The sequence below is a fragment of the Chitinophaga costaii genome (assembly GCF_900094705.1).
In the GTDB taxonomy this organism is placed as follows: Bacteria; Bacteroidota; Bacteroidia; order Chitinophagales; family Chitinophagaceae; genus Chitinophaga; species Chitinophaga costaii.
The window spans coordinates 298,983-324,157 of the sequence record NZ_FMAR01000005.1; the positions used below are offsets into that span (position 1 = coordinate 298,983).

Annotated in this window: 17 protein-coding genes; 8 read left to right on the forward strand and 9 right to left on the reverse strand. The window is 51.6% G+C overall.

From position 1 onward, the window contains the following. The first annotated feature begins 27 nt into the window (after window positions 1-27). A complete protein-coding gene (locus GA0116948_RS09920) occupies window positions 28-1,587 on the forward strand; it encodes a DHA2 family efflux MFS transporter permease subunit (protein ID WP_089711610.1) in 1,560 nt (519 codons plus the stop codon). A 303-nt stretch (window positions 1,588-1,890) separates the two neighbouring features. On the opposite strand, the gene GA0116948_RS09925 is transcribed toward GA0116948_RS09920, so the two are convergent. The 9 genes from GA0116948_RS09925 to GA0116948_RS09965 form a co-directional block, all read right to left on the reverse strand. Next, window positions 1,891-2,907 (reverse strand): isoaspartyl peptidase/L-asparaginase family protein, encoded by a 1,017-nt coding sequence (locus GA0116948_RS09925; RefSeq protein ID WP_089711612.1) that lies wholly within the window; start codon window positions 2,905-2,907, stop codon window positions 1,891-1,893. Between the two features lie 7 nt (window positions 2,908-2,914). Continuing rightward, window positions 2,915-3,919: a cyanophycinase gene (locus GA0116948_RS09930; RefSeq protein ID WP_089711614.1), complete on the reverse strand. Its 1,005-nt coding sequence runs from the start codon at window positions 3,917-3,919 to the stop codon at window positions 2,915-2,917. Between the two features lie 148 nt (window positions 3,920-4,067). Then, window positions 4,068-5,459 (reverse strand): RagB/SusD family nutrient uptake outer membrane protein, encoded by a 1,392-nt coding sequence (locus GA0116948_RS09935; RefSeq protein WP_089711777.1) that lies wholly within the window; start codon window positions 5,457-5,459, stop codon window positions 4,068-4,070. Between the two features lie 11 nt (window positions 5,460-5,470). Beyond that, window positions 5,471-8,770 (reverse strand): SusC/RagA family TonB-linked outer membrane protein, encoded by a 3,300-nt coding sequence (locus GA0116948_RS09940; protein ID WP_089711617.1) that lies wholly within the window; start codon window positions 8,768-8,770, stop codon window positions 5,471-5,473. Between the two features lie 215 nt (window positions 8,771-8,985). Then, the gene (locus GA0116948_RS09945; RefSeq protein WP_165798428.1) at window positions 8,986-10,068 is read right to left on the reverse strand and encodes a FecR family protein; all 1,083 of its coding nucleotides are present in this window, start codon (window positions 10,066-10,068) and stop codon (window positions 8,986-8,988) included. 264 nt (window positions 10,069-10,332) lie between these two features. Continuing rightward, entirely contained in the window at window positions 10,333-10,884 is a 552-nt protein-coding gene (locus tag GA0116948_RS09950) for an RNA polymerase sigma factor (RefSeq protein ID WP_089711620.1), read from the reverse strand. A gap of 60 nt (window positions 10,885-10,944) precedes the next feature. Then, window positions 10,945-11,442, reverse strand: coding sequence for a hypothetical protein (locus GA0116948_RS09955; RefSeq protein WP_089711622.1), 498 nt, complete (start codon window positions 11,440-11,442; stop codon window positions 10,945-10,947). A gap of 23 nt (window positions 11,443-11,465) precedes the next feature. Beyond that, entirely contained in the window at window positions 11,466-12,566 is a 1,101-nt protein-coding gene (locus tag GA0116948_RS09960) for a metallophosphoesterase (RefSeq protein ID WP_089711624.1), read from the reverse strand. Window positions 12,567-12,596: 30 nt separating this feature from the next. Continuing rightward, entirely contained in the window at window positions 12,597-12,800 is a 204-nt protein-coding gene (locus GA0116948_RS09965; RefSeq protein ID WP_089711627.1) for a hypothetical protein, read from the reverse strand. 680 nt (window positions 12,801-13,480) lie between these two features. On the opposite strand from GA0116948_RS09965, the gene GA0116948_RS09970 reads away from it, so the two are divergent. The 7 genes from GA0116948_RS09970 (at window position 13,481) to GA0116948_RS10000 (ending at window position 25,171) form a co-directional block, all read left to right on the forward strand. Continuing rightward, window positions 13,481-16,729: a SusC/RagA family TonB-linked outer membrane protein gene (locus tag GA0116948_RS09970; RefSeq protein WP_089711629.1), complete on the forward strand. Its 3,249-nt coding sequence runs from the start codon at window positions 13,481-13,483 to the stop codon at window positions 16,727-16,729. 21 nt (window positions 16,730-16,750) lie between these two features. After that, the gene (locus tag GA0116948_RS09975; RefSeq protein ID WP_089711631.1) at window positions 16,751-18,226 is read left to right on the forward strand and encodes a RagB/SusD family nutrient uptake outer membrane protein; all 1,476 of its coding nucleotides are present in this window, start codon (window positions 16,751-16,753) and stop codon (window positions 18,224-18,226) included. A gap of 17 nt (window positions 18,227-18,243) precedes the next feature. Then, window positions 18,244-18,933, forward strand: a complete 690-nt coding sequence (locus GA0116948_RS09980) for a hypothetical protein (RefSeq protein ID WP_089711633.1) — start codon at window positions 18,244-18,246, stop codon at window positions 18,931-18,933. Between the two features lie 22 nt (window positions 18,934-18,955). Then, the gene (locus GA0116948_RS09985; RefSeq protein WP_089711635.1) at window positions 18,956-19,921 is read left to right on the forward strand and encodes a DUF5007 domain-containing protein; all 966 of its coding nucleotides are present in this window, start codon (window positions 18,956-18,958) and stop codon (window positions 19,919-19,921) included. Window positions 19,922-20,051: 130 nt separating this feature from the next. Beyond that, window positions 20,052-20,429 (forward strand): hypothetical protein, encoded by a 378-nt coding sequence (locus GA0116948_RS09990; protein ID WP_089711638.1) that lies wholly within the window; start codon window positions 20,052-20,054, stop codon window positions 20,427-20,429. Window positions 20,430-20,474: 45 nt separating this feature from the next. Then, on the forward strand, window positions 20,475-21,965 hold the full coding sequence (locus GA0116948_RS09995; protein WP_089711640.1) for a TolC family protein: 1,491 nt from the start codon (window positions 20,475-20,477) through the stop codon (window positions 21,963-21,965). Beyond that, window positions 21,959-25,171 (forward strand): efflux RND transporter permease subunit, encoded by a 3,213-nt coding sequence (locus GA0116948_RS10000; protein WP_089711642.1) that lies wholly within the window; start codon window positions 21,959-21,961, stop codon window positions 25,169-25,171. Before GA0116948_RS09995 ends, GA0116948_RS10000 begins: the two co-directional genes overlap by 7 nt. Window positions 25,172-25,175 lie beyond the last annotated feature (4 nt).

Here is a 25,175-nt window from a genome sequence, read left to right on the forward strand (position 1 = left end):
AGTTACAAACATTATAATTAAGCTACAATGGAAACAGGTTTTAGAAAATGGATAATTGTTGTCACGATCATCACTTCCACTATCATCGAACTTATAGACACGACCATCGTTAATGTATCGATTAATACTATGAGCGGAAACCTTGGCGCATCACTGGAAGATACTGCATGGGTGATTACTTCTTATGCGATCGCGAATGTGATCATTATTCCGATGACCAGTTTCCTGGCGGAAAAAATAGGCCGAAAGCAGTACTATATTGGTTCTATTTTGCTGTTTACTATCGCCTCTGCGCTTTGCGGATGCTCTGGCAACCTTTGGGAACTGGTGGCTTTCCGGTTTCTGCAAGGCATAGGCGGGGGCGCACTGCTATCGACCTCCCAGGCTATCCTTTTTGAAACATTTCCTCCAAAAGAACGGGGCCTTGCCAGTGGCATATTCAGTCTGGGCGTAATCATAGGCCCCTCCATCGGACCGGTTATGGGCGGCTATATTGTTGACAACATGAGCTGGCAATGGATATTCTATGTCAATATTCCCATTGGACTGATGGCGGCACTCCTTTCCTTCCTATATCTCCGCCCCACAAATGCATCCACAGACAACAGATCGATAGACTGGTTCGGGATATTTTTGCTGGCAGTAGGCGTCGGTGCACTGCAGATTGTTTTGGAGCGTGGTGAAACGGATGATTGGTTTGCTGCTACCTATATTATCGTATTGACTGTTCTGGCCGGCTTCGCACTTGCGCTATTGATCTGGTGGGAACTGCGCATTGAATTTCCGGTTATTAACCTGCGGGTGTTGAAAAGCGCAACGTTATCTCTTTCCGCCATCATGACCTTTGTGCTCGGCTTCGGTCTATTTAGCGCGGTCTTCGTATTCCCTTTATACGCGCAGCGCATCATTGGTTATTCAGCCTTTCAAACAGGCACCATGTTGCTGCCAGGGACATTAATGGCTGCGGTGATCTCTCCATTCTTGGGTAAAATATTGCAGAGCGGCATCCGGCCACAGTTTCTAATTATTACCGGCTTCCTGTTCTCGGCTGTCTTTGGATTTTTAATGTCCAAATCGAACTTGGAGACTGGCAGCGCTTATTTTTTTATTCCATTAGTGTTTCGCGGTTTGGGTGCAGCGCTCTTGATCGTTCCGCTTACGGCACTTGCTGTTTCTGAACTGAAGCCGCAGGATATTCCTCAGGGTGCCGCGCTTAATAACATGATGCGCCAAATGGGCGGATCTTTCGGCATTGCGCTGATCAACACTTACATTGCTAACCGGGCAGCGAATAACCGCACGGCATTGATTACCCATGTAACAGCTAGCGACCTTGCAACGCAACAGCGCATACACGGGATTGTCAGCAATATGATGGCGCATGGTGCCAGTTATCTGAAGGCCATGCAACAATCCATGGCTGCCCTGGAAAATACGGTTGTCCGGCAAACCTACCTAATGAGTTATATGGATGCTTTTCTGCTGCTAGCAATCACGAACGCCTGCTGTATTCCGCTCGTGATCATTACTATCAAAAAACGCAAAACAGGCGAAGTGCAAAAACCGGTTGTCGTATCGGATCATTAAATATTTTATACTATCCGGAATGAATTACCCGAAACTTGACATTATTAAGCTGTATACATTAGCATAATTCTATGGAATTTCTATGTGATTATTTTTGAGTTTAAAAGGGTACTGCAATTTGATTTTAAATATTTTATGATCGCTTATAAATTAGCCGTAATGGATCGGGGAGTCATGGGAAATGGTGAATTTACCGGGTATGCTTTAAAGCGTACCACGGGGGTAATACTCGGCTATATTAACTCTTAATAGCGCGCTGGCTAAACAAGGCATTTCACCGCACTAATGAAGCCAGCGTTTTGTTTATTTATAGATGTATACCTCAATCTTGCCATCCTGCGTAATAGCGCCCCGGTACATGCCTTCGGTATTGAAGGGCATGGCCATATGCCCTTGCTTATCCAGCGCAATGAGCCCGCCATCGCCGCCCAGGGTTCCTACCTTACGAATCACCGACTGCCCGGCGGCCGCTACGCCCAGGCCCTTGTATTCCATTTGCGCGCTCAGGTCGTAGGCTACTACGTTGCGGATATAAAATTCGCCCCAGCCGGTGCAGGATACGGCCACGGTGTTATTATTGGCATATGTGCCGGCGCCAATGATGGGTGAATCGCCCACGCGGCCATATTTTTTGTCCGTCATGCCGCCGGTGCTGGTGGCGGCGGCCAGGTTGCCCGCGTGATCCAGGGCTACGGCGCCCACAGTGCCAAATTTATAATCCCGGTTGCGGATGCCCAGTTTGTCGTTCAGCGCATGTGCCTGGGTTGCTTTGATGGAATCGTCGTGCAGGGCTTCCTGCAATTGCTTCCAGCGCTCTTCGGTGCGGAAGTAGGCGGGGTCTACTATTTCCAGGCCAGCTTCTTTGGCAAATTGTTCTGCACCGGGGCCAGTGAGCAGTACATGTTCCGATTTTTCCATCACGGCACGGGCCGCACTTACCGGGTTTTTAATATTAGTAACGCCGGCCACGGCACCCGCTTGCAGAGTTTTACCGTTCATGATGGCGGCGTCCATTTCGTTGCGTCCATCGTGGGTGAATACAGAGCCTTTGCCGGCGTTGAACAGCGGGTTATCTTCCAACATTTTCACCGCCGCTTCCACGGCATCCAGGCTGCTATGGCCGCTTTTCAACAGGTTGTATCCCGTTTGTAAAGCCAGGGTAAGGGCGGCCTTATAAGCGGCTTCCTTTTCCGGCGTCATGTTTTTTTGCAGGATGGTGCCGGCCCCGCCATGTATCACCATGGCATAGCGTTTCTCCTGCGCGCGCACGGCGGTAGCCGGGAGCAGTAGTAAGTTTATCCAAATGAAAATACGCTTCATAGTGGTGCTAATTTTTTAACTGTGTATGCAATATCCCATCTTTTACCCACCACCAGTACCACTGGCCGCCCCGGGCCTGGTTTTCCCGGAAGTTTGCTACGCTGAAATGCCCATGGCCGGTGGGACTGGCCTGTATTTCATATACTTTCAGCGCATGCTGGTGCTGCTCCCATTGCAGGGGTTGTCCTGGCTGGCAGCGCTCGGGGGCCTTGCGGGCATCGGTAAGGATAAAGTAGGCCTTGTTCTCCCCTATCACGGTAGCCTGTCCTTTTTCGTCGATACATACCGCCGTTCTTTCATCGGGCGCTATGCCGTAGGGGAATACCTGCCAATCGGTAATAATGCGGCTCAGGAAGGTAACGTGCCTCCCCGCGCGTTTGCGCGTTACATAATGCTGATCGGTGAGTACGTTGGATAAAAACGGCGGATGCAGGAAATCATTTTGATGAAGGGTAACGCTGCTATCAAACGGGTTGTTTAATACTTTGGCCGATACGGCGCTGATATCGCCGCTGTAAAAGAAACCGCTTAGCGATGCGCAGCCGGCGCTGGTACCGCCTACCGGCACCTGTTTTACGTTCATCAGGTAATCGATGGCCGCGCTGGTTTTAGTATTTTTCCAATAGCGGTAATAGTTAGACTGATCGCCGCCGGCAATAAACAGCATTTCCGCGTTGCGGATAATGCGGGCCACGGTATCATTATCTGCCAGTGCGCGGCTGTTGATCACCAAGGTTTCTACGGAATTTACTTTCCCTACGCTATCGATGTCGTAGTTATAACTATCGTTGCCGGTGGCGCGCAGTACTACTACATCGCCACCACCGCTGCGTTGCAGCATCCATTGGAATGCACCCCGCACGTTGCCCCCGCCACCTATCAGTGCCAGCCCGCCCCGGGTGGGCGTTTGCACATCGGCGGTATCGCCCAGCACCCCTACTGAAGCAGGTCTGCGCTGGGCCACAATGGGTAATGAAATAAGTATTGCAAAACTGATAAGCAGGCATTTCATGGTTTGTTATTTTTTGACGACGTATCCCGTACTATGCAAGCGGCGGTATGCTATGAAAGTATGTTGATCATTACAGCAATTACAGCAGTGGATAACTGGCATTGGTTACGCCTGCATTGCATAGCAGGTAATACATCTTTCCGTTGCATTAAGGATTTTGTTGCATGTTTTTATTCGCCTTCATTTCCGCATCGGGAATGGGATAAATATATCCTTTGTCGGTGGGTTGCAGGGTTATGGCGCCGGCGGCGTTAACTACATCTGCCGGCTCGCGGGTGATGGTAAGATTGCGGCGGCGCAGATCGTAATAGCGGTGGCCTTCAAAGGCCAGCTCTTTAAAACGTTCTGCATAAATAGCGTCGATGGCGCTGGATCTATCCGGCAGCGACACCGGTGTATAACCATTGATGCGGGCGGCTCTCAGGGCATTCAGATCGGCAGCGGCACCGGCCAGGTCGTCCAGTTCGGCGCGTGCTTCGGCGCGGATCAAATACATTTCGCCGGTGCGGAATAATTTGCTGTCTGCCAGGTTTACCACGCTGGCTTCGGGCTGGTATTTATTCACGATGTAAGGTGCCAGGCCGGGGGTGTTGTCCGGGTTTTCCAGGGCCACCCAGGGGAAACGGATATCGTTGTCTTTATCGAACTTATCCAGTAATTCAAAAGAAGGCACGTACAAGGCTACGCCATTGCCATAATCATAAAAGATATCGCCAATATAAAGCGCGTCGTCGGTGGTGCGTTTATTTTTCCAGATCACTTCCTCCGTTCCCTGGTCCAGCCATATCTGTCCATAGGATGCTTTAGTGGCCAGCGGTACGGCGTTGATAGCCTCTGTGCTATATAGGCGGGCACTGTCCCACTCCTGGTTATAGAGCGCTACCCTGGCCTGTATGGCGCTGATAGCCGGGGCTGTAATGCGGGTTACATCGGTAAAGTCGGCGGGCATCAGGGCTTTGGCGGCGGCCAGGTCGGCATGAATGTCCTGCAACACTATTTCATAATTATCCCGCGCAGGCGAACCAATGCCAGCGGAAAACATGTAAGGCACACCCAGGGCGCCGGTGTGATAGGCTTCAGCAAAATTGCGCAGCAGGTCGAAGTGGCAATAAGCGCGCAGGGCCAGCAGTTCTGCCTTGTATTGATTGCGCAGCGCTTCCTCACCGGCTTTCAGGTTAATGTTGTCTGCCGCAGCCAGTACGCGGTTCAGGCGGTCTATCACGATATAGTTCTGCTCCCAAGGCGCGGTGATGGTGGTATTGGAGGCATCGTTCTGCCAGCGGTAGGTATCGATATTGCGACCGGAGGTATTATCGGCCGGCAGGGTACATTCGTCGCTGGTGAGGGCGGAGTTGCGGATGTAGGCAAAGCTCACGCCTGCATATGCGCCGAGCAGGCCTTTGTTCAGGTCTGTTACGGTTTTGTAGGCGGTGGAGGCATCCAGTTCATCAGTAGGTTTTAAATCCAACTTACCGGAACAGGCGCAAATAACTAACGTGAACGCACCTACGCAATACAATAAAATATATTTAAGTTTCATGTGCTGCAGCATTAAAAGTTAAGATTTAAACCAGCCGTGTAGGTCTTAGGATTCGGGTAGGCAAAGAGGGCTTCGTTGTCGCTGTTTTCTGGATCAAAGCCTTTCCATTTGGTCCAGGTAACCAGGTTCTGGCCCTGCACGTAAATGTTTACATCTTTAATAAACCCGTTGCCCCAGCGGGCCAGCAGGTTTTTGGGCAGGTGGTAGCCAATGCTCACATTGCGCAGGCGCAGGTAGCGTGCTTCCTGTATATCCAGGCTGGAATAATGACGGGAGTAATCGAGGCTGGGCAGGATGGCATGATCGCCTTCCTTGCGCCAGCGGTGGTATAACTCGCGGGTGGTTTGGTTGCTGGTGTTGTATTTTTCGTTTTCGTTATAATAATCTTCGTTGTTGTAGCGCATGTGATGGCCGGTGAAGGCAAAGAGCGCGCTGCCGTACAATCCTTTCCAGGTAAGGCTGGTATTAAATCCGCCGGTGAGTGCGGGAATATAACTGCCCAGGGTGAAGTTTTGATTTACATCGTCATAATCGGTAGACACTTTTCCATCGTGATCATAGTAAAGGCCCCTGCCGGTTTCGGGGTCTACGCCCGCCCATTTAGGGGCGTATTGGGTACCATAGGGCAGGCCTTCACGAATGAGTACAGTGGAGTTGCTGCCGTAGAGAAATTCACCGGTTTTACCCAGGTCGGTGATCTTATTTTTATTATATCCTACGTTTACACCCACCTGCCATTTAAAGTTGCGGTGGCGGATGATATCGCCCTGCAGATCTGCTTCCACTCCCCGGTTGCGCATGGCGCCTACGTTGAGCAACAGGCTTTCAAAGCCGGAGGTAAGCGACAGGGGCTGCTCTACAAATAGGTTGTAGGTTTTCTTATTGTACACATCGGCCACCAGTCGGAGGCGGTTATTAAACAGGCCCAGGTCTACCCCTATGTTTAGCTCGCGGGCATATTCCCAATCATACTGCGGATAGCCTGGTGCCACGGGTACCTGTGCAGGAATGCCTCCGTAAGTGGTAGTACCAAAGGAGGCAAAGTAACCATATGCACTGCCAAAGGGACTGGCCACTGTACCGTAACTGGCGCGGAAACGCAGGTCGTTGATGGTGGTTACGTTCTTCAAAAAATCTTCCTTCTTTGCTTCCCATCCCAGGCCCACAGCATAAAACGGGTGCCAGCGCTGGTCTACCGGTACGGTGGAGGAACCATCGTAACGCAGGCTTGCATTCACCGTGTATTTTTCATGGAAGGTATAACGGCCCAGGGCCATGTAAGACACCAGACCGTAAGCAGTGCGGGAGCCACTTACATCGGGAATAAAAGCATTGTCTGGCGTTCCGGGCGTGATGGCGCCGGCAGAATAAGGCAGGCGTTCGTCCAGGCCATAGCCCGTGTAATTAAAGCGATGCAGGCGGCGCTGGTTGTATTCGAAGTAAGCGGATACTTCCAGGTCGTGTTTTTGAGCAAAGATATTGGCATACGTTAAACCGGAGGTAGAGATCAGTGCCGTGTTGCGGCTCAGACCTTCGCCGTAGCTGCCTTCCCCGCCTTTATCTACACTGCGGCCGGCATGGCTGTCGGGGTTCACAAATCTTTCGGATACAATATCGCGGTAGTCTATTCCCAAACGGGTCTTGGCCACCAGGCCGTTGGCAATGCGGTAGTTAAAAGCACCGCTAAGCAGGCCTTTTAATTGTCCTTCTTTGCTGGTTGCATTGAGTATCTGGTCTAACGCGTTGCTGCCTTCCCGGTCGCCAATGGCGCCATAATCGCTGGCAATATCGGAAGTGATCAGCGTGCCATCTGGCGCGTAAGGCGATTCATAGGGCAAGGCATAAAAGGTGGATGCTACCGGATTGGCCACCTTACTACTGCCCTCGCGGGATATGTAGCGACTGTTGGCATACCCTACGCTCAAGTTAATATTGCCCGTAAAACGATCCAGGTTAAAATCCATGTTATGCTTAAAAGTATACCGTTCCAAGCCCGATCTTTTTACGAGGCCGTTTTGTTTGTAATAATCCAGGGAGGTATAAAAACGCACCTGGTCGTTGCCCCCGCTAAGGGCCATTTGTTGCTGGGAGAACTGGCCTTTTTGCAGCAGTACTTTGCGCCAGTCGGTATTGATTTTACGAACACTGTCTAACTTGTGATCCAGCACCGCAAGCTCCTCGGCAGTAAGGTTTTCATTGTCCGGGTTATCGCGGGAATATTCCCAACCGGCCCCCAGGTCCTGGCCTTGTTCCAAGCCTACCTGGTGTTCAAACTCCAGGCGTTGCTGTGTGTTCATCATACCATAGTGTGCGGTAGGCAGGTCTGAAAAGCCGTATTGGGAGCGGTATTCCAGGGTAGGCTTGCCAGCCTTTCCTTTGCGGGTGGTGATAACCAGCACCCCATTGGCACCCCGCGATCCATAAAGGGCGGTGGAGGCGGCGTCTTTCAACACCGTTACCGAGGCTATATCATTGGGGTTAATGCCTTGCAGGTAATCCGGTTCAATAGGTACACCATCCAGCACGTAGAGCAACTGCGAATTGCCCGCCAGCGTACCTACGCCCCGCAGCACCACGTTGGCACTGGTGCCGGGCTGTCCGGAGCCGGAAGTCACCACCAGCCCGGGTACCCGGGCTTGCAAGATGTTATCGAACGTAGCCATGGGTACTTCGGCAATCTTATCTTCCCCCACCACAGCGGTGGCGCTCACCGATTTATCGCGGGTATAATTCGTATAGCCGGTAACCGTTATACTGTTCAATGTTTGCACATCTACCTCCATCTGTACATCCAGCACCGTGCGGCTGCCGATGGCCAGTTGTTGTTTGACATAGCCCACCAGCGTGAAGTCTAGTGTTTTGGCGTCTTCCGGCAGCGTGAGCACATAGTGGCCACTGGCATCCGTTACCGCGCCGGTATTGGTGCCGGTAACGCGTACCGTTACACCCGGCAGGGGCAGGTTGTCTGCGCCCGTTACCTTACCGCGAATAATATGGTCTTGCATTTTGCTGGCATTGGCATACAGCACTACCAGGCCATTTTCTTTGAGGGCATAGGTAAGCTGTGTGCCGGCAAATGCCTGTCGCAACACCTCCTCCAGCGAAGCGGCATGGGCGCTCACCGTAACGCGGGGCGCGGCAGCCAGGCTTTCGTTGTGGTACACGAAACGGTAGTCCGTTTGTTGCTCCACAGCTTTGAGAACCTGAATAATGCCTGCATTTTGCAGCCGCAGGGTAATTTTTTCCTGCGCGTACCCTTTGGCTACAACCTGCATACAGGCCACTAAAAGCAAAAGCGATGTCAATTTCATAGTCAAGAGGAATTGCCTCGCCCGGCGGGAGTGAAGTTCCCGGCGACAAACAGCGATTTTTCGCATAAATTTGGTTGGGTTTAGTGAAATGAATAATCCTTATTGCATTTTCCCGGACCTACCTTAACGGGGGCAATGTTGGCGCATTGCCCCTGTGTTTTTTTGGAAGACAGGTATGAGTATTTGGTTGATATGTATGTTACAGGTATTATTGCTTACTTCCGGATGATGATTTTGCCATGTTCCATTTTAAAACTGAAGGCATAGGATAATTGCAGCGCCTTCAATGCCTCTACAATACTTTCACTGTCAAAAGTGCCACTGTAGCGGTATTGCTGCACCTCATCCCCTTCAAAAACAATGGGGATGCCATACCATTTTTCCAGTTTGGCAGCGATAGCTTTCAGTGGTTCATTCTCTATTTCCAGGCGGCTATGCACCCATGCATTTTCCTGTGCGGTCCTGCCGTTCAATGGCAGCACTTTCATCGGCTGATTGGCCGCCCTTTTTGCGGGGGAAGCGGGTATGTTTTCCACTACCAGTTTTTCATGGGGTGCCAGCAATACGGGCGGCGTAGTGGCACCATTGGCCAATACAGACACCTGTCCGCGAAAGAGGGCCGTTTCGGTGGCACCCTTGCCCGGCCATGCACGCACGTTGAACTGGGTACCCAGCACGGTGATGGCTGCTTGCTGCGTATGTACAATGAAGGGGTGGGCGGCATCCTGCTTCACATCAAAGAAGGCCTCTCCTTCCAGGGTTAGGGTGCGGTTGCTTTGATTGAAGCCGGTATCCAACACGGCTTTGCTCTGACTGCGCAGGGTGATCACGCTGCCATCGGGCAGCACCACCGTTTTACGCGGGGCGCTGCCAGCAGCAAACGTAAGAACGCTAAAGTGGGCGATAGGTTGAGAAGGCTGGGTTGTTACGTATTTAAAAGTAGCCACACTCACTACGAGCACGATTATAGCTGCTGCAACGGCAGTTACTGCGCGGTAGCGGCGGCGCGCGGGAAGGGCGGATGCTTGGTCTGGCAGGCGCGCGGCGAGCAAGGTTTGCAACCGGGCGCTTTGGGCCATGCCCTGGCGAAGCTGTTGTAGCTGTTCCAGCCGGTTGCCTTGGTGGGCTGTTAGGATTTGCACCAGTTGTTTAGCGGTGTCCATGTCTGCCTGGCGCGCAGGGTGCTCTGCGGCGAAAGCCTCCCAGAACAGCACCTGTGCCGGGTTTGCGCCGGTACAATATGACTGGAAGCTTTCGTCGCAAACGAAATCCTCTATGCTGTATTGGGAGAAGTCCATGGAATGCATTTGTAATATAGACGGAGGAATGTTGCGCTTTTCCTAAGGATGGGGGGCCTTTTTTTTTGTTTTTGTTGGAAGCTTTCTTAAGACACTTCGCGCTATTATCTTTTAGCGATGGATTTTCAAAGAAGTTATCCCTTGCAAGGATAAAATAATGCAGCGAGGCCAAAGCAGGATACTAAATTATTAACAGCAGAAAGTGGAATATAAAAAACAGCCTTTTACGATATACCTAGCAACAACTGTTTGGGGAAAAATTATCTACTTCAGCGCATGCCGCAACACCTTGATCGCATCATACACCGTATTATACGCCGTTTTAATCGTCTGCTCTGTTTGGGCGGCGATCTGTTCATAACTCAAGCCTTCAAAAAATTTGAGGCGTATAAGCTCCGTCTGGCGGGGGGTGAGTAACTGCAAGGCCAGGTGCAGCTTGCGCTTCAGCTCCTCATCATGCTGCACGCGGATGATGATCTCTTCATAAGATAATTCGCTGCCTTCTGCTTCGCTGGCCATATTGCGGGCGGCAGCGCCCTGGCGGGCCTGGTAGGTTTGCTGGTCGAGAAGGGCGTTGCGCAGGGCGGTAAATAAATAAGCCCGCACTTGCTCCACGGCGGGCAGGCGGGCGCGCTTATCCCATAGGCTCAGGAATAGTTGGTTCACACAATCCTTTACCAGCTCGTCGTCTGCGCAGCATTTCAGGCCGAAACGCAGCAAATGAAAATAGGTGTTGTTGTACAGCCCAAACAGCGCCTCCTTGTCACCGTTCCGGACCTGCTCCCAATACAACCGGTTATCTTCCTCCTGCAACATGGTCCGTAAAATATAAAAAACGTGGTGAAAATGCAATGAAGCGGTGCAGGGTGTTCCGGCTTATTTAAACTGGGCCACTTTGGCACAAAACCCTCCATATACAGCCTGCTGTGCGGCGGGGTACTTATACACGAAGGTGTGCCACACCATGGTTTGGGGCGTTGCATCTCCCAGGTAGGCAATTTTGCGGAGGGTTTTCTTTTCGTACACGATATTTCCTTTGGCATCGGTGCCGGAGAGAATGAACCAGGTATCGTGTACGCTTTTGTAGGTAACCGTACGCAGGTCTTTGGCGGCCTTGCTAGCGGCGTAGCTCATGGTAACCTTATCGGTGGCCGGATCGGCGTCTGTATCTTCCAGCAGGAGGTTGCCCCAGGCAGACAGGCTGGCCTTTTTATCCGGGCTAAAAAACACCTGCCCGTCTTCGTTGCCAGACTCGCCGGCGCCCTGGAAGGAAGCGTTATATTCCACGCAAAAATCAAAACGGTTGTTGCAGTACGTTTGGTAGCCGGTATCGGCGCGGAGTGGGAATAGCAGTAGTGCGATGGTAAAAAGCATGGTGATATTAATTTGCGAAACGTTTATTTTTTAGGATCCAGCAGCTCCCGGTTGCCTTTCTCGTTAACGCGGTAGTACTTGCCGCGTTCTATCAGCAAGGCCTGGTGAATGCCTTCGTGCTGGTTCACATCCACAGCGATCACCTTGCCTTCGTAATGGGTGGTCACCAGGCTGTCGACGATCGTATGCCCTACCACAATTTTATGCACGCCATACAATTGCAGGGTACTATCTACCGTTTGCTGGGAAGCCCTGGGTTCGGCAAAGTAGCCCCGGTACCAGAACAGGCCGTTGCGGCCCAGGAAAAGCTGCATACTGTCTGGCACCTGTGCGTGGGGGGTGGCGTAAAAGGGGCGGCTGCTCGCGTTGATATCGGCCAGTGACATAGCCCTTTCATTCACTGCCGGGGATACGCCGCCGTGCAGGACCAGCAGGTCGCCTATTTTTTCCACAATATTTTTAGTGCGTAGCCAGCGGCCCAGTTCTGTGTTTTCGGAATAGAGGTCGTGGTAGCTGCGCTGCAGCAGCGTGGCATGGGCAGCATATTTAGGCTGCACGTAGCGGAAATCGCCGCTCAGGTTCATAATATCGTGATTGCCCAGTATCACGTGTACATAACCGCCATCCAGGGGTGCCACCTGTTCCAGTTTGTAGAGCAGCCATAGGTATTCCACCACTGTACTGCCACGGTCGAAGAGGTCGCCAGCGATCACGAGGTGTCCCTTGCCGAAGGTCCAATTATACTGTTCATCGATCACTTTATTGGCTAGCAGCAGGGCGCGGAAGGCCCCGAATTCGCCTTCTATATCGGAGAGGATGAGTACTTTTTCGGGAGCAGCATATTGTACTGGCGGACTGTGCAATTCCGTCTGTAATGGTACTTCAAAATTCCAGGCAGGCAGGTCGCTGAAAATAACTGGCAGTGCCAGGCCGGGTTTCATCTCGGCAGAGAGGGTATCGGTGTGTACGGTCGTGTCGCGGATATGCTGTACATGCAGGTCGCCGTCGATATAAAATACATAAGGCCCGTCGTAGGTGGTGCGGGTAGAGTCTTGTGCCATAGCTTGATGGGACAAGGTAATAAAAACTGCGGTGATGAGGGGTATGCGGGTAAATAAATACATGTAAGCAACTGTATTTTAGGATTGTTGGTATTACACCCTGGCGGCGGCAAAATACGAAATCTCGCCAATTATGCGGTGGCCATTGTTGTTCGGCGCGGGCATGTTTTGCACCAGCGGCAGGGACACCAGTATGATCTTGCGGGAGACGTACCGGAGGTGTTGCCTGCCCGCAGCAAAGTTTACTACGGTTTGCAGGGGGGTAATCCTGGAAATGATGCCAATAACGTATGTCAATCTTTCTCCCCCCTAAGGGTTGCTTTACATGCAGACACCAGCACAGTACATGATGCGAAATGGGGATGCAGCGGAAAATTAACGCGGTAGCAAGGCCGACTTTTCCCGGCCTACAATAAGCGTGCTTGGGCAACATTTCCTTATGATCTCCAACAAGATAATCTTACAGGGAAATGTTCCAATATTGGCAGTCAAACATTTAGCATTTACCATTAGCTAAATCGTTTTTCACAAGACTCTAAGCCTCAATTTGATTTGCTAAATCGATTTTTTTTAAAAAATTTTGTTAAATTCGCTTGCATTAATCTTGAATATTACCTACGTTTGTTATGTAGTTATGTAGGACAAGTAGGATAAGACCAATCGCCTCCCTGGAATGGGTGGTAAAGCATAACCGAAGTATGTAGAAACCGTATGGCCAATCATTTCAAGCGCGTAAAAAAGTGTAGCTAAGGTTTGCCAGGCATGGCATTCCGGGCAATCAACCAACCGTTCAGTCGCCTTTGTAAATCATCCACAGACCGGATATTTAGTGTATGTAACATCGCAAAACGATGCAACATGCTCCTGGTATTATCATGTCATAAACTATTTAAAATTTCAGCACTTTCAGCCAAATGATTCAACCGTTTATCTAAAAATTTCTTCGTCTTTTCTTCAGCTCACAAAACACAATTTTCATGACTGTTAATTTTGCAAAAAACAGCCATCGTTGGGGCTTTATGCTTTTAACGATCGTACTTTCTTTTACCACCATGCGGGTGGTAGCGCAAGGCCCTCCGATTAATGTGACGGGGGTTGTTAAAGATGCTGCCGATGGCACGCGACTCGTGGGCGTAACCATTACGGTTTCGGGTACGAAGGGCGGCGCCGTGAGCAACACAGATGGCGCTTTCTCTATTAAAGCTGCGGAAGGCAGTACCATCACTTTCTCTTACATCGGTTACCTGCCGCAAACCGTAAAAGCGCAAAGCGGCAACGCGCAACTGAGCATTTCACTGAAAGCAGACCAGAAGCAACTCAGTGATGTGGTGGTGATTGGTTACCAGGAAACCTCACGCCGGAATGTTACGGCGGCCGTTACCTCCGTGAACCCGAAATCGATGGCCGACATTCCTACGCCTACTTTCGACGCGTTGCTCCAGGGCCGCGCTCCAGGGCTGGACGTACAGAATTTCTCCGGTGAGCCTGGCGTAAGAAGTAATGTAGTGATGCGTGGTAATACTGCCGTGAGCCGCAGCATTAACAATAATATGGCAGACGCGGCCGGACGTGCCAGTCAGGCCCGCGCCCTGAGCGGCCCCTTATATGTGATAGACGGGGTACCCCAAAACACGGAAGACCTGGCCGCCATTGCCTACGGCGATGGTACCAACACCGACGTGCTGGCCGGTATCGCCATCAATGACATTGCCCAGATAGACATCCTTAAAGATGCTTCCGCTTCCGCCATCTACGGCTCCCGCGGTGCTGGCGGGGTCATCATTATTACCACCAAAAAAGGCGTAGCTGGCCGTACGAAAATAGACTTCACCACTTACCATGGCTTCACGGAAAGACCCCAACTGGATAAAGTGGTGATTGGCGCCGAAGAACGCCGTGCCAAGATGGCCCTCATTAATCACTACGGCAGTTGGGATAACCTGGACGACCTGCCCCAGATCCTGACCGATAGCTTGAACACGGCCTTTAATAACGCCAATGACTATCAGGGACAAATGTACCAGACTGGTTATGTGGGCGATTACAACCTGGCCATTACCGGCGGCGGCGATAAGGTGACTTACCGTTATGGACTGGATTACTACAACGAAGAAGGTATCATAAAAAAATCCGGCCTGAAAAGATATGCGTTCAATACCACCCTGGGATTGAACCTGGCCAAGAACCTGACCATTAATACCCAGATCCGTTACTACCGCCTGGACCGTCCGCGTTCCATTAATCAGTCTACCGGTAGTTACAGCGCCTTCGATGGAGGTTACTATGCCAACAGCTACCTGCCTACTTCTCTGCTCTACCTCACGCCCGCCAATAAAGAATATATTTTTGGCGACTCCGGCAAGAGCACAGACGACAACATTAACAATAACCTGTCTATCAGCCCTATCCTGGACTGGAAGATTTCCAAACACTTCAGCTTTAACACCACGCTGTCTTACACCGTGAGCAACAGCCGCCGCGATACCTACACACCCAGCACCGTACGCAGGGATGGCACCGGCGAAGCAACCAGCTTTGAAGACAACAGCTTCTACTACCTGATGTACAATACCCTCCAGTACTCCACGCAGTTTGGTAAAGATCATACCCTGAATGTACTGGTAGGCCAGAACACGGAATACAGCCAATACCGTATGACCAGCGCTTCTGCCATCGGCATTCCCAATGACCAGATCCACACGGTGACGGTGGTAGATAAAAACCTGGCGGATACCCGCACCGACCTGTTACAGAGCGGTATCCAGACTGGTTTTGCACGGGTAAACTATGGCTATAAAAACCGTTACCTGCTCTCCGGCGTATTTAATGCCGATGCTTCTTCCCGCTTTGGTTCGGACAACCGTTGGGGTTATTTCCCCTCTGTATCCGCAGGCTGGATCATCAGCGATGAGCCCTGGATGAAAAAATATGCCAACTGGCTCACCCTCCTGAAACTGCGCGGCAGCTTTGGTGTGAACGGTGCCCAACCAGATGGCGGTGATATGTACCTCTCCTACAATACTTACTCCGTAGCAGACGGTAGCTTCAGCGGCTCTTCCAGCCCTGTTACCGGCAACAACACGGCCTATACTTACAATGGTGTTCCCACCGTAGCCCTGAACTACAATGCTGGCCTGACCAATAATAAGCTGAGCTGGGCAAAAACCAAGCAATACAACGTGGGCCTTGATCTCACCATGTTTGATGGTCGCTTCAACTTCGTAGGCGATGCTTACATTAAGCAAACCACCGGTGGTATCTTTACCCTGGCTGTACCTGTAACCACGGGTTACTCCACCATTACGGCCAATGCGATTGGCATCCGCAATACGGGTATTGAAGCACAGTTTATTGCCAACATCTTTAAGCCACAACATAAGTTCCAGTGGCAAATGATCCTCAACCTGGCGCACAACTCCAACCTGGTGACCGACCTTCCCAATGGTGGCCGCGACATCTACCTGGATAAATACCTGTTGAGAAGAGGCCATGCCCTGAATTCATACAACGTGTTCAAACAAACCGGCATTTACAAAACAGACGATGACGTTCCATTTAATCCGGTTACGGCCAAAACGTCCTCTTTCTACGGTTACCCCTTTAAGGGTGGCGATCCAATCTGGCAGGATACTAATGGAGACGGTACACTTAATAGCACCGACTACATCATAGCCGGCGATCCCAACCCGAAAGTAACCGGTGGCTGGAGTAACGTATTCAGCTACAAAGGTTTTACGCTGAATGTATTCTGCGTATTCACTGCGGGCCGTACTATTTATAATGATTACCTGGCTGGTAAGCTCTCCCAACTGGTACCCACCGATGACGGCAACTCCAATCCTTACCACTCCCTGAGCCTGCACGCCATGCCAGACCTGAGCGGTATTGATTATTGGCAGAACCCCGGTGATAATGCCAAATATCCTTCTCTCAGCTCCGTATCCGGCACCCGTTATAAATACGCCGCCGTAAGCTCTGCGTGGCTGGAAAAGGGCGATTACTTCCGCGTGAAAAACGTATCGCTGTCTTACTCCCTGTCGCCTGCCGTAGTGGAGCGCCTGCATATGAAACGCATCCGCGTGTATGGCATGCTGGATAACGTATACATCTGGCAAGCTTCTAAAAACGTTCCGGATGCAGAAGAAGTAAACGCATTTGGCGTGTATAGCGGTAGTGGCTACCCCATCCCGAAAAAATTCACCCTCGGCCTGGACATCAGCCTTTAATCAACGACAAAAACAGGATCAATGAAAAAACTTTTTTTATATAGCGCATGTGCTGCCCTGATAGTGGCGGCGGTGACGGGGGCCACTTCCTGTAAAAAGATACTGGACCAGGAACCCTACAACTCCACTTATACCGGCGCCTACTTCAAAACGGAGCTGGATGCCAAAACCGCTAATGCAGGCGCCTATGCCTTGCTGCGCAAAGCATTATTAAATGATATGAGCTGGCACACTTACGGCGACATTCCTTCTGGTGAACTCGTATGCGATAATGATGCCTGGCATTCTGCCATTACCTCCGGCCAGTTTACCGGTCTGAATGTGCAAAGCCATAACTGGAACTGGCAGCAGTATTACCAAATATTGCAACAGATAAACCTCATCATCACCAAGGTGCCAGATATTGACGAGGGACTGTTTAACAGTGAAAGTAAAAACCACATCATCGGGGAAGGCTACTTCCTGCGCGCTTATGTGTACTTCTACATGAGCCGTATCTGGGGCGACGTTCCCCTGAAACTGGAACCAGACCTGGATGTAACCACGGTAAAAAACATTCCCCGTTCCCCGGCAGATTCCGTGTTGGATCAATGCCTGGCAGATGTGGCCAAAGCCGAATCTTTGCTGGACTGGGGTTATACAGATGAATCTCAAAGGGCCGTGCGTGCCAACAAAGGCAGCGCATACGCCCTGGAAGCCCATATCCGTGCCTGGAGACATGATTACGCCGGCAGTGAAAAAGCCGCAGACCAGGTAATTACCCAGGGTGGTTACAGCCTGCTGGACTCTATGAACTACAAAAAGGTGTTCATTGGAAAAAGCATGGAAGGCATCTTTGAAATCAATATCAGCGATGCGCAAAGTGAAGGGATTGCCATTTACGATTACGATGGTAATCTGAACCAGGCAGGTTATACCATGAAAGACCCCTACATCACAAATAAAGACGGGTTGCAATGGTGGACCAATACAGATTACATCAATACACTCTGGGATAATTCAGATACCCTCAATGATGTGCGTTACCGCGATTTCTTTCACTTTCCAAAGCTGGAAAACAATGGACAGATCATCAAATATTCCAACATTGCCTACGTGTCTAGCAGCAATATGATCCTGAGCAATAACCTCCCAATTTTCCGCCTGGCAGATATTATGCTGCTGCGTGCGGAAGCCCTGGTTGCCCTGGGTCGCAAATCGGAAGCGCTGCCACTGCTGAATGCTGTAAGAGAAAGAGCTGGCCTGGATGATAAGTTGATTAGCGATGACCTGGAAACTATAGTATTGGAAGAACGCCTGCGAGAGCTTTATTTTGAAGGACAGTCTTATTATGATCTCGTTAGAACTAAAAAAATTACCGTCTACAACCAACACTTCCCGTCTGAACAGTTCAGTAATGGTGATCCCAGTGGCGGCTGGTTATGGCCGGTAGATCCGAATATGTTCAAAGATGATCCTACACTGGTGCAAACGCCTTATTGGAGAGGAAAACTGTAATCTTTAAAAAACAAATTATGAAACATAAATTATTTCTGCCACTCCTGGCCCTGGTTGCAGTATCGGTTTTCTCTTGCAAAAGGGATTATACCATAGGCGGCACCGTCCTGGACCCGCATGTGAACCTTACCACCTACGATTATCTGAAGACCAATAAACTCTTCGATACCCTGGTGCTGCTCATAGACCGTACGGGCCTGAAAGATGAAGTAAATGCTGCCGGTACTTTCTTTGCCGTTTCCAACTATAGCATAGATCATTACATCGATGCGAAAAAAAGCGACCTGGAAACAAAGCTAAATGACGAAAACCTGGTGTATACCTTCGATTCCCTGGACTATGCATCGTTGAAGGATTCACTGCGTGCTTATATGTTTAAAGACCGCATCCTGAATGCCGACCAGAACACCTCTGGCCGCCTGTTCACCGCCAACGACGGGGAAGTACGGATGGTAAACCTGGTACCCGATAATTCGTACACGAACGACATCTTTACCCAGGCACCGCTCATCCTGTACCTGAACAAGATGATCGCCGATTCGCCCGGAGAAACTATTCCTACAGATTCTACCGGCATTGGTGGGTTGCAGGATGACCAGCTCCTGAAAACGCGCTGCCAGACCAGTGGTATCATCACCACCACCGGGGTATTGCATGTGCTGAATAATGCACACACCTGGACTTACTTCCAGAACCAATACAATTAATCATTTATTCATACCTGATTATATGAAAAGCACGATAAAATTTTTTGGATGCGCCCTGCTTGCCATTGCGGCGGCGGCGGGTTGCACAAAAGTTCAGAACGGATATCTGAGTGACCAGATCCGTTATATAGACAATCCGATCCGCATAGGCCGGGGTCTTATCCAGCAAACCGATGCAGTGTCTAACGATGGCTCCAGCGCGCCAGTGACCTATAAGCTACTCGACATCCGGGACGCTGTTACACACAAACACGCAGACTCCCTGGACCTGAAATATGACCACTACGAGTGGCTGGCCAAGTTCGACGCTAAGACCGATACTTCCATCGACCTGCTGAACCAGAAACGCCATCTCGTGAACTCCCCGGTGTACAGTTTCGACACACATACCGGTGCATTTACGTTCTATGGCACCTCTGTGAACTCGCCCCTGGGCACGTATGAATTCGACGTATCGGCAACTAATGAAAATGGTTCCAAGATATATAAGAACATCGCCACCTTTACACTGGTAGACACACCTGCTTACCATATTGGCGATGGCGGCGGCGCCTGGTTTAAGGATAACGCAAATGATAACGGAGATATCGGCGTACCCCTGGTAACGATAGAACGCTTGTCTTTAGAAGGTACCGATGTAATCCTGAAAATAGTAGGTTCCGACGGCAAGCCTTTTAATCCCGCTGCTGGAGAGATCATCCGCCGTGGCGACCGTAGCGATTTCCAGAGCTACGCCCAGTTTCACCCGCTCGTATACACCGACTCTACCATGACGTGTAACTATGAAACTACGCCCTTCCCGCTACAGCAGAGTACTTATGGCTACCTGATATACTACCGCATTCCCAGCCAGTTCGTACAGTTCGACGCTGGGTATACGCCTACTACAGACCATATTTACAGCGCCAATCCGCGGTTCCAGTTCAACATCTATCAATCTGGCACCTATTTAGTAACGGTAAAACTGCAGCACGTTAAACATATTTAACCAGTCATCTTTATTTTATTAAATCATTTAAGCAGAAAGCCGTCCGTAAACAGGGCGGCTTTTTTGTGCCTTGGAGGTGAGCCGCATTTATTAACAACGGCCCTCCCCTATTTTCAGTACCTTTACTTCCATGCAATACCGCACCCGCACAAAATGGCTTCAATATATCGCTGCCTGTTGTTCAACAGGGTTATTTGCCATATTTTTTCTGGTGCAATGCCTGCGTAATTTTGATGTGGGCGATACCACGGTACTGCCGGCCCAGGTGCTTTCGGTCTCCCAACACCACATTATTTCCGCCTCACACCCCACGCCGGAAACCAAGGTGCATATCCGCCTCAACAAACGTTTTCAATCTACCAGCGTAAACTTTGCCAGCAAATGGCCGAAACCTCCGGTAATTTCCTACCTGGAAATAGTACGCCTGTATAATTTCTATGACAGCAACCTCCTGTCTACCATCCGCCTGCATACATCGTTGCGCGGCCCCCCTGCCCAGGATTGTTAAACATTTTGTACAAACCCATTTTCCTTTTTAATTAGAACGTTATACATGCCTACTTTCCATACCGGGAAGTGCGGCAGCATGCGCCGTAGCATCCGCCATCTTGTGGGCTATGGCTGCCTTACCTTGCTGGCCGTTACTTCCGGGCACGCGCAAACGCGGGCCTATACCCTGCTGCAACTTACTGCCGCAGCTGTGCAACACTTTCCTGCCATCCGGCAAAAGGAAGCCCTGGTGAATGGTGCCACTGCCGGCATAGCTGATGTACGCAACAGCTATCTGCCCACAGTTATCGCCAGTGACCAGGTAAACCTATCTACCGACAACTCCCTGGCCGGCAGCTACCTGCCAATGGCGCCCATTCCTTCCTCTTCCGCGGGGGTGCGGGCCGATAATATTTACCAGCCCGCCGGGGCCAACCTGGCCAGCATTTACAGTGAATACACCCTCACCGATTTCGGTTATAAAAACGCCCGCATGGCCCAGGCCCAGGCGGGCCAACAGTGGCAACAGGCAGACCTGAACCGCACCACCTACCTCCTGAAATGGCAGGTGTGCCGCCTCTATTTTAACCTGCTTAAGGCCCAGTTTCAATTGCAAAACGACCAGCAAAACCTGGATCGCTACCAGCACATTTTCCAGGTGATCAAGGCCCTTACCGCCAGCGGCATTAGCGCCGGTGTAGACTCCAGCCTGGCCAGCGCCGAGATGGCCCGTACCCGCATCGGCTATAACCAGCAGCAGGCGCTGTGGCAACAACTGCGCGCTGAAATGGCCTATCTCAGCGGCATTCCCGCCGAAAACCTCGCGCTGGATTCGCTCCGCACCGGTTTTGGAGCACCCCTGCGCAATGGCCGCGATTCGCTGCCATTAGCCTACGACGCACATATACTAACGGCAACGGATACACTTTTTTTGCCGACAGACAGCATGGCCAATCCGCTACTCGAATATTATCGCCGCCATGTAGCCGTGTACGCCGCCACCGAGCGCGCTACCAGCAAGCATTTTACGCCGAAACTACTGCTGGCCGGCAGCCTGTGGGCCCGTGGCTCCAGCATTGGGTACAACGACCAGTTTAAAACAGTAGCAGATGGTTTCGGCTACCAGCGCTTCAATTACGGCGTGGGCCTGGCCTTTACCTACGACCTGGTAAGCCCCTTCCGCCGACGCAGCAAGCTGGCCATGGCCCACTTCCAGTCGCTGGCCGGCCAGGATGAACTGGAGCAGCAGCAGGCATTCCTGCAAACCAGCGAAGCCAAAGCAGCGGCAGCCATCGCCGCCACCCGCAATAATCTGGCACAACTGCCCCTGCAACTCAACGCAGCCGCAGCCGTATACCAGCAGAAACTGGCCCAGTATAAGGCCGGCATGGCCAACCTGATAGACCTGACCAACGCCACCTATGTACTGTACCGCTCCCAGACCGATTATGTACAAACGCTGGGCGACTGGTATCTCCAGCACCTGGAAAAAGCCGCTGCCACCGGCACACTGGATGATTTTATTCAACAAATCCAACACTCCCCCACATGGTAAAAACAGCCTTACAAAGACCCATCACCATCGTAGTGCTGTTTGCCGGCCTCTTATTATTTGCCGGCCTGGCATTCCGCACTATACCCATCGATATTTTTCCAAAACTGAACAGTCCTACCATCTACGTAATAGAGCAATACGGCGGCATGTCTGCCAAACAAATGGAAGGATTCTTCGCCACCCGCATGCAGGACCAGTTCCTGTATGTGAACGGCATTAAAAATATCGAGAGTAAAAACATTCAAGGACTCACTCTCCTGAAGCTCACCTTTTACGAAAATACCGACATGGCCGAAGCCTCTGCACAAGTAGCCTTGCAGGTGAACCGTACCGCGGCCTTTTTTCCGCCCGGTGCCCTACCCCCGCAGGTAGTGCGTTTCGACGCCTCGTCGCTGCCCGTGGGCGAGCTGGTATTCAGTAGTAAAACCCGCCCACTCAAAGAAATCTTTGACCTGGCCATTACCCGCGTGCGGCCACTGTTTGCCACCGTGCCGGGCATGTCTGCCCCGCCTCCCTTCGGCTCCAACGCACGCACGGTACTCATCAACGTAGACCCAGGAAAACTGCGCAGCTACAACCTCTCTGCCGATGAAGTGGTGCAGGCCATCACGCAAAACAACAGCATTACTCCCTCCGGCAACCTGCGGCAAGACAGTACCATGTACGTCACCAGCATCAACTCACTCGAAGAAAAAGTGCAGCAGTTTGAAGACATCCCCGTGAAAAGCGATGGGGGCAGGGCCGTGTTTGTACATAATGTAGCCACCGTGTCTGACGGGGCAGACATCACAGTAGATTATGCCCTGGTAAACGGCAAACGCTCCGTATACATCCCCGTGGTAAAAACCGCCGATGCCAGCACCTGGGATGTAGTACAGACCCTGCGCCAGCGCATTCCCGACATGAAAAGCCTGCTGCCCGCCGATGTGGATGTAACCTACGCTTTCGACCAATCTATCTTCGTGATCAACGCTGCCAAAAGCCTGATGACCGAAGGCATACTAGGCGCCATCCTTACTGGCCTCATGGTACTGCTCTTCCTGCGCGACTGGCGCAGCAGCGTTACCGTGGTGGTGACCATTCCCGTGGCCATCATCAGCAGCCTGTTGTTTTTAAAGTGGAGCGGGCAAACGATTAATATGATGACCCTGAGCGGCCTTTCCCTGGCCATCGGCATCCTCGTAGACCAGGCTACCGTAACCATCGAAAACATTCACCAGCACCTGGAAATGGGCAAAGAAAAACGACAGGCGATTTATGATGCATGCAGGGAAATTACCGTACCGCTGCTGCTCATCTTACTGTGCATACTGGCCGTATTTGCACCGGCCTTTATCATGACCGGCGTGCCCAGGGCCATGTTCCTGCCGCTGTCGTTGTCGATCGGTTTTGCCATGATCATTTCCTTTGTGGCAGCACAAACGCTGGTGCCTATCGTAGCCAACTGGCTGCTGAAAGCCGATATGTTTCAACAACACGCCCACGCTGGCCTGGCCCTGGATGCCGGGGAAGTAATGGAGGTAAACCATCACACCCTGCGCGAACAGCAACACCCAGAAAATAATGGCTTTTTCCAGCGCCTAAAAAACGGGCTGATACATCTACTTACTACGGGAATGCCTACCCGAAAATTATGGGTAAGCCTCTACGCCGTACTGGTATTGTTGGCAGCGGGCACCTGTTTTTGGGGCATTGGGAAAGACCTGCTGCCCAAGACCAACAACGGTCAGCTTCAACTGCGCCTGCGCGAGCCAGACGGCACCCGCCTGGAAGTAACCGAACAGGCCACCAAGGGCGTACTGGCCCTGATAGATTCGATGGTGCTGCACCACGTGGCCATTTCCTCTGCCTACGTGGGCCTGGTACCCAGCAATTTTGGTACTAGCAACCTGTACATCTTCAACAGCGGCACACACGAAGCCGTTATACAGCTAAACCTGGATGAAGACTATCGCGTTAAAACAGCCACCCTGCAGGAACAGTTGCGAAAGGCCATTGCAGCCCGCTACCCACAATTGCGGATCTCCTTTGAACCCATTGAACTCACTGAAAAGATCATGGCGCAAGGCGCCTCCACCCCCATTGAAGTGCGTGTGGCCGGCAAGAATATGGAAGATATTGCATCCTTCTCCGGCAAAGTGCTGGCCCAGCTACAAAAGGTGCCCTTCCTGCGGGATGTACAGATAGCCCAGCCCCTGCATGTGCCAGTGCTGAACATCCGCCTGGACCGGCAGCAACTGGCCCTGATGGGCGTTTCCCCAGACATGGCCGCGAAGAGCATTACGGCCGCTACTTCTTCCAGCCGTTATACCAATAAAAACCTCTGGCTGGACGAGCGTTCCGCTTACACCTATCAAACACAGGTACAGGTGCCGGAATACCAGATGAACTCCCCCGAAGAACTGGCCGCCATCCCCCTGGTAAAAGGGCAGACCCGCCCCATCCTCTCCGATGTAGCCACCCTGCAAGTAGATACCCTGCCCGGTGAATACGATCGCAATGGCCCCCGCCGCTTTGTGACCATCAGCGCTAACATTGCCGGCAAAGACCTGGGCAGCGCCACCGCGGCGGTAGAAAAGGCCGTGAAAAACGCCGGCATCCCTCCCACCGGGCTGGTAACGGAGATCAAAGGCATGTCTTCCCTGCTCACCGAAACCATGAACTCCCTGCAAAACGGGCTGCTGGCAGCCATCGTAGTGATACTGCTGCTAATGGCCGCCAATTACCAGTCTTTTGGCCTGGCTATTACGGTGCTTTCTACCGTACCAGCGGTAATACTGGGTGCTTTGCTCGCATTGCTGGCCACCGGCGCCACACTGAACCTGCAATCTTATATGGGCATCATCATGAGTACGGGCGTATCGGTGGCCAATGCCATCCTGATCGTTACCAACGCAGAGAAATTGCGGCTGGAATATAAAGATCCATTCAAGGCAGCCATCGTGAGCGCCGGCATCCGCCTGCGCCCCATACTCATGACCAGCCTGGCCATGATAGCCGGTATGATACCCATGGCCAGCGGCCTGGGAGAATCGGGCGATATGTCTGCCCCGCTGGGACGCGCCGTGATAGGGGGGTTGATAGCCTCCACCCTGGCCGCCCTGCTCATCGTGCCACTCGTATATGGCTGGGTGCAGCAACGCACTTCGTTTACCTCTATATCACTCCTGCCACCGGAAGAAACGGCACAGGCCCCCCTTCCCTAAAGCC

Bases quoted from the DNA above. Each gene is read 5' to 3' on its own strand.
- GA0116948_RS09920 (WP_089711610.1), top strand. From the start codon at position 28: ATGGAAACAGGTTTTAGAAAATGGATAATTGTTGTCACGATCATCACT.
- GA0116948_RS09925 (WP_089711612.1), bottom strand. From the start codon at position 2,907: ATGAAGCGTATTTTCATTTGGATAAACTTACTACTGCTCCCGGCTACC.
- GA0116948_RS09930 (WP_089711614.1), bottom strand. From the start codon at position 3,919: ATGAAATGCCTGCTTATCAGTTTTGCAATACTTATTTCATTACCCATT.
- GA0116948_RS09935 (WP_089711777.1), bottom strand. From the start codon at position 5,459: ATGAAACTTAAATATATTTTATTGTATTGCGTAGGTGCGTTCACGTTA.
- GA0116948_RS09940 (WP_089711617.1), bottom strand. From the start codon at position 8,770: ATGAAATTGACATCGCTTTTGCTTTTAGTGGCCTGTATGCAGGTTGTA.
- GA0116948_RS09945 (WP_165798428.1), bottom strand. From the start codon at position 10,068: ATGGACTTCTCCCAATACAGCATAGAGGATTTCGTTTGCGACGAAAGC.
- GA0116948_RS09950 (WP_089711620.1), bottom strand. From the start codon at position 10,884: ATGTTGCAGGAGGAAGATAACCGGTTGTATTGGGAGCAGGTCCGGAAC.
- GA0116948_RS09955 (WP_089711622.1), bottom strand. From the start codon at position 11,442: ATGCTTTTTACCATCGCACTACTGCTATTCCCACTCCGCGCCGATACC.
- GA0116948_RS09960 (WP_089711624.1), bottom strand. From the start codon at position 12,566: ATGTATTTATTTACCCGCATACCCCTCATCACCGCAGTTTTTATTACC.
- GA0116948_RS09970 (WP_089711629.1), top strand. From the start codon at position 13,481: ATGACTGTTAATTTTGCAAAAAACAGCCATCGTTGGGGCTTTATGCTT.
- GA0116948_RS09975 (WP_089711631.1), top strand. From the start codon at position 16,751: ATGAAAAAACTTTTTTTATATAGCGCATGTGCTGCCCTGATAGTGGCG.
- GA0116948_RS09980 (WP_089711633.1), top strand. From the start codon at position 18,244: ATGAAACATAAATTATTTCTGCCACTCCTGGCCCTGGTTGCAGTATCG.
- GA0116948_RS09985 (WP_089711635.1), top strand. From the start codon at position 18,956: ATGAAAAGCACGATAAAATTTTTTGGATGCGCCCTGCTTGCCATTGCG.
- GA0116948_RS09990 (WP_089711638.1), top strand. From the start codon at position 20,052: ATGCAATACCGCACCCGCACAAAATGGCTTCAATATATCGCTGCCTGT.
- GA0116948_RS09995 (WP_089711640.1), top strand. From the start codon at position 20,475: ATGCCTACTTTCCATACCGGGAAGTGCGGCAGCATGCGCCGTAGCATC.
- GA0116948_RS10000 (WP_089711642.1), top strand. From the start codon at position 21,959: ATGGTAAAAACAGCCTTACAAAGACCCATCACCATCGTAGTGCTGTTT.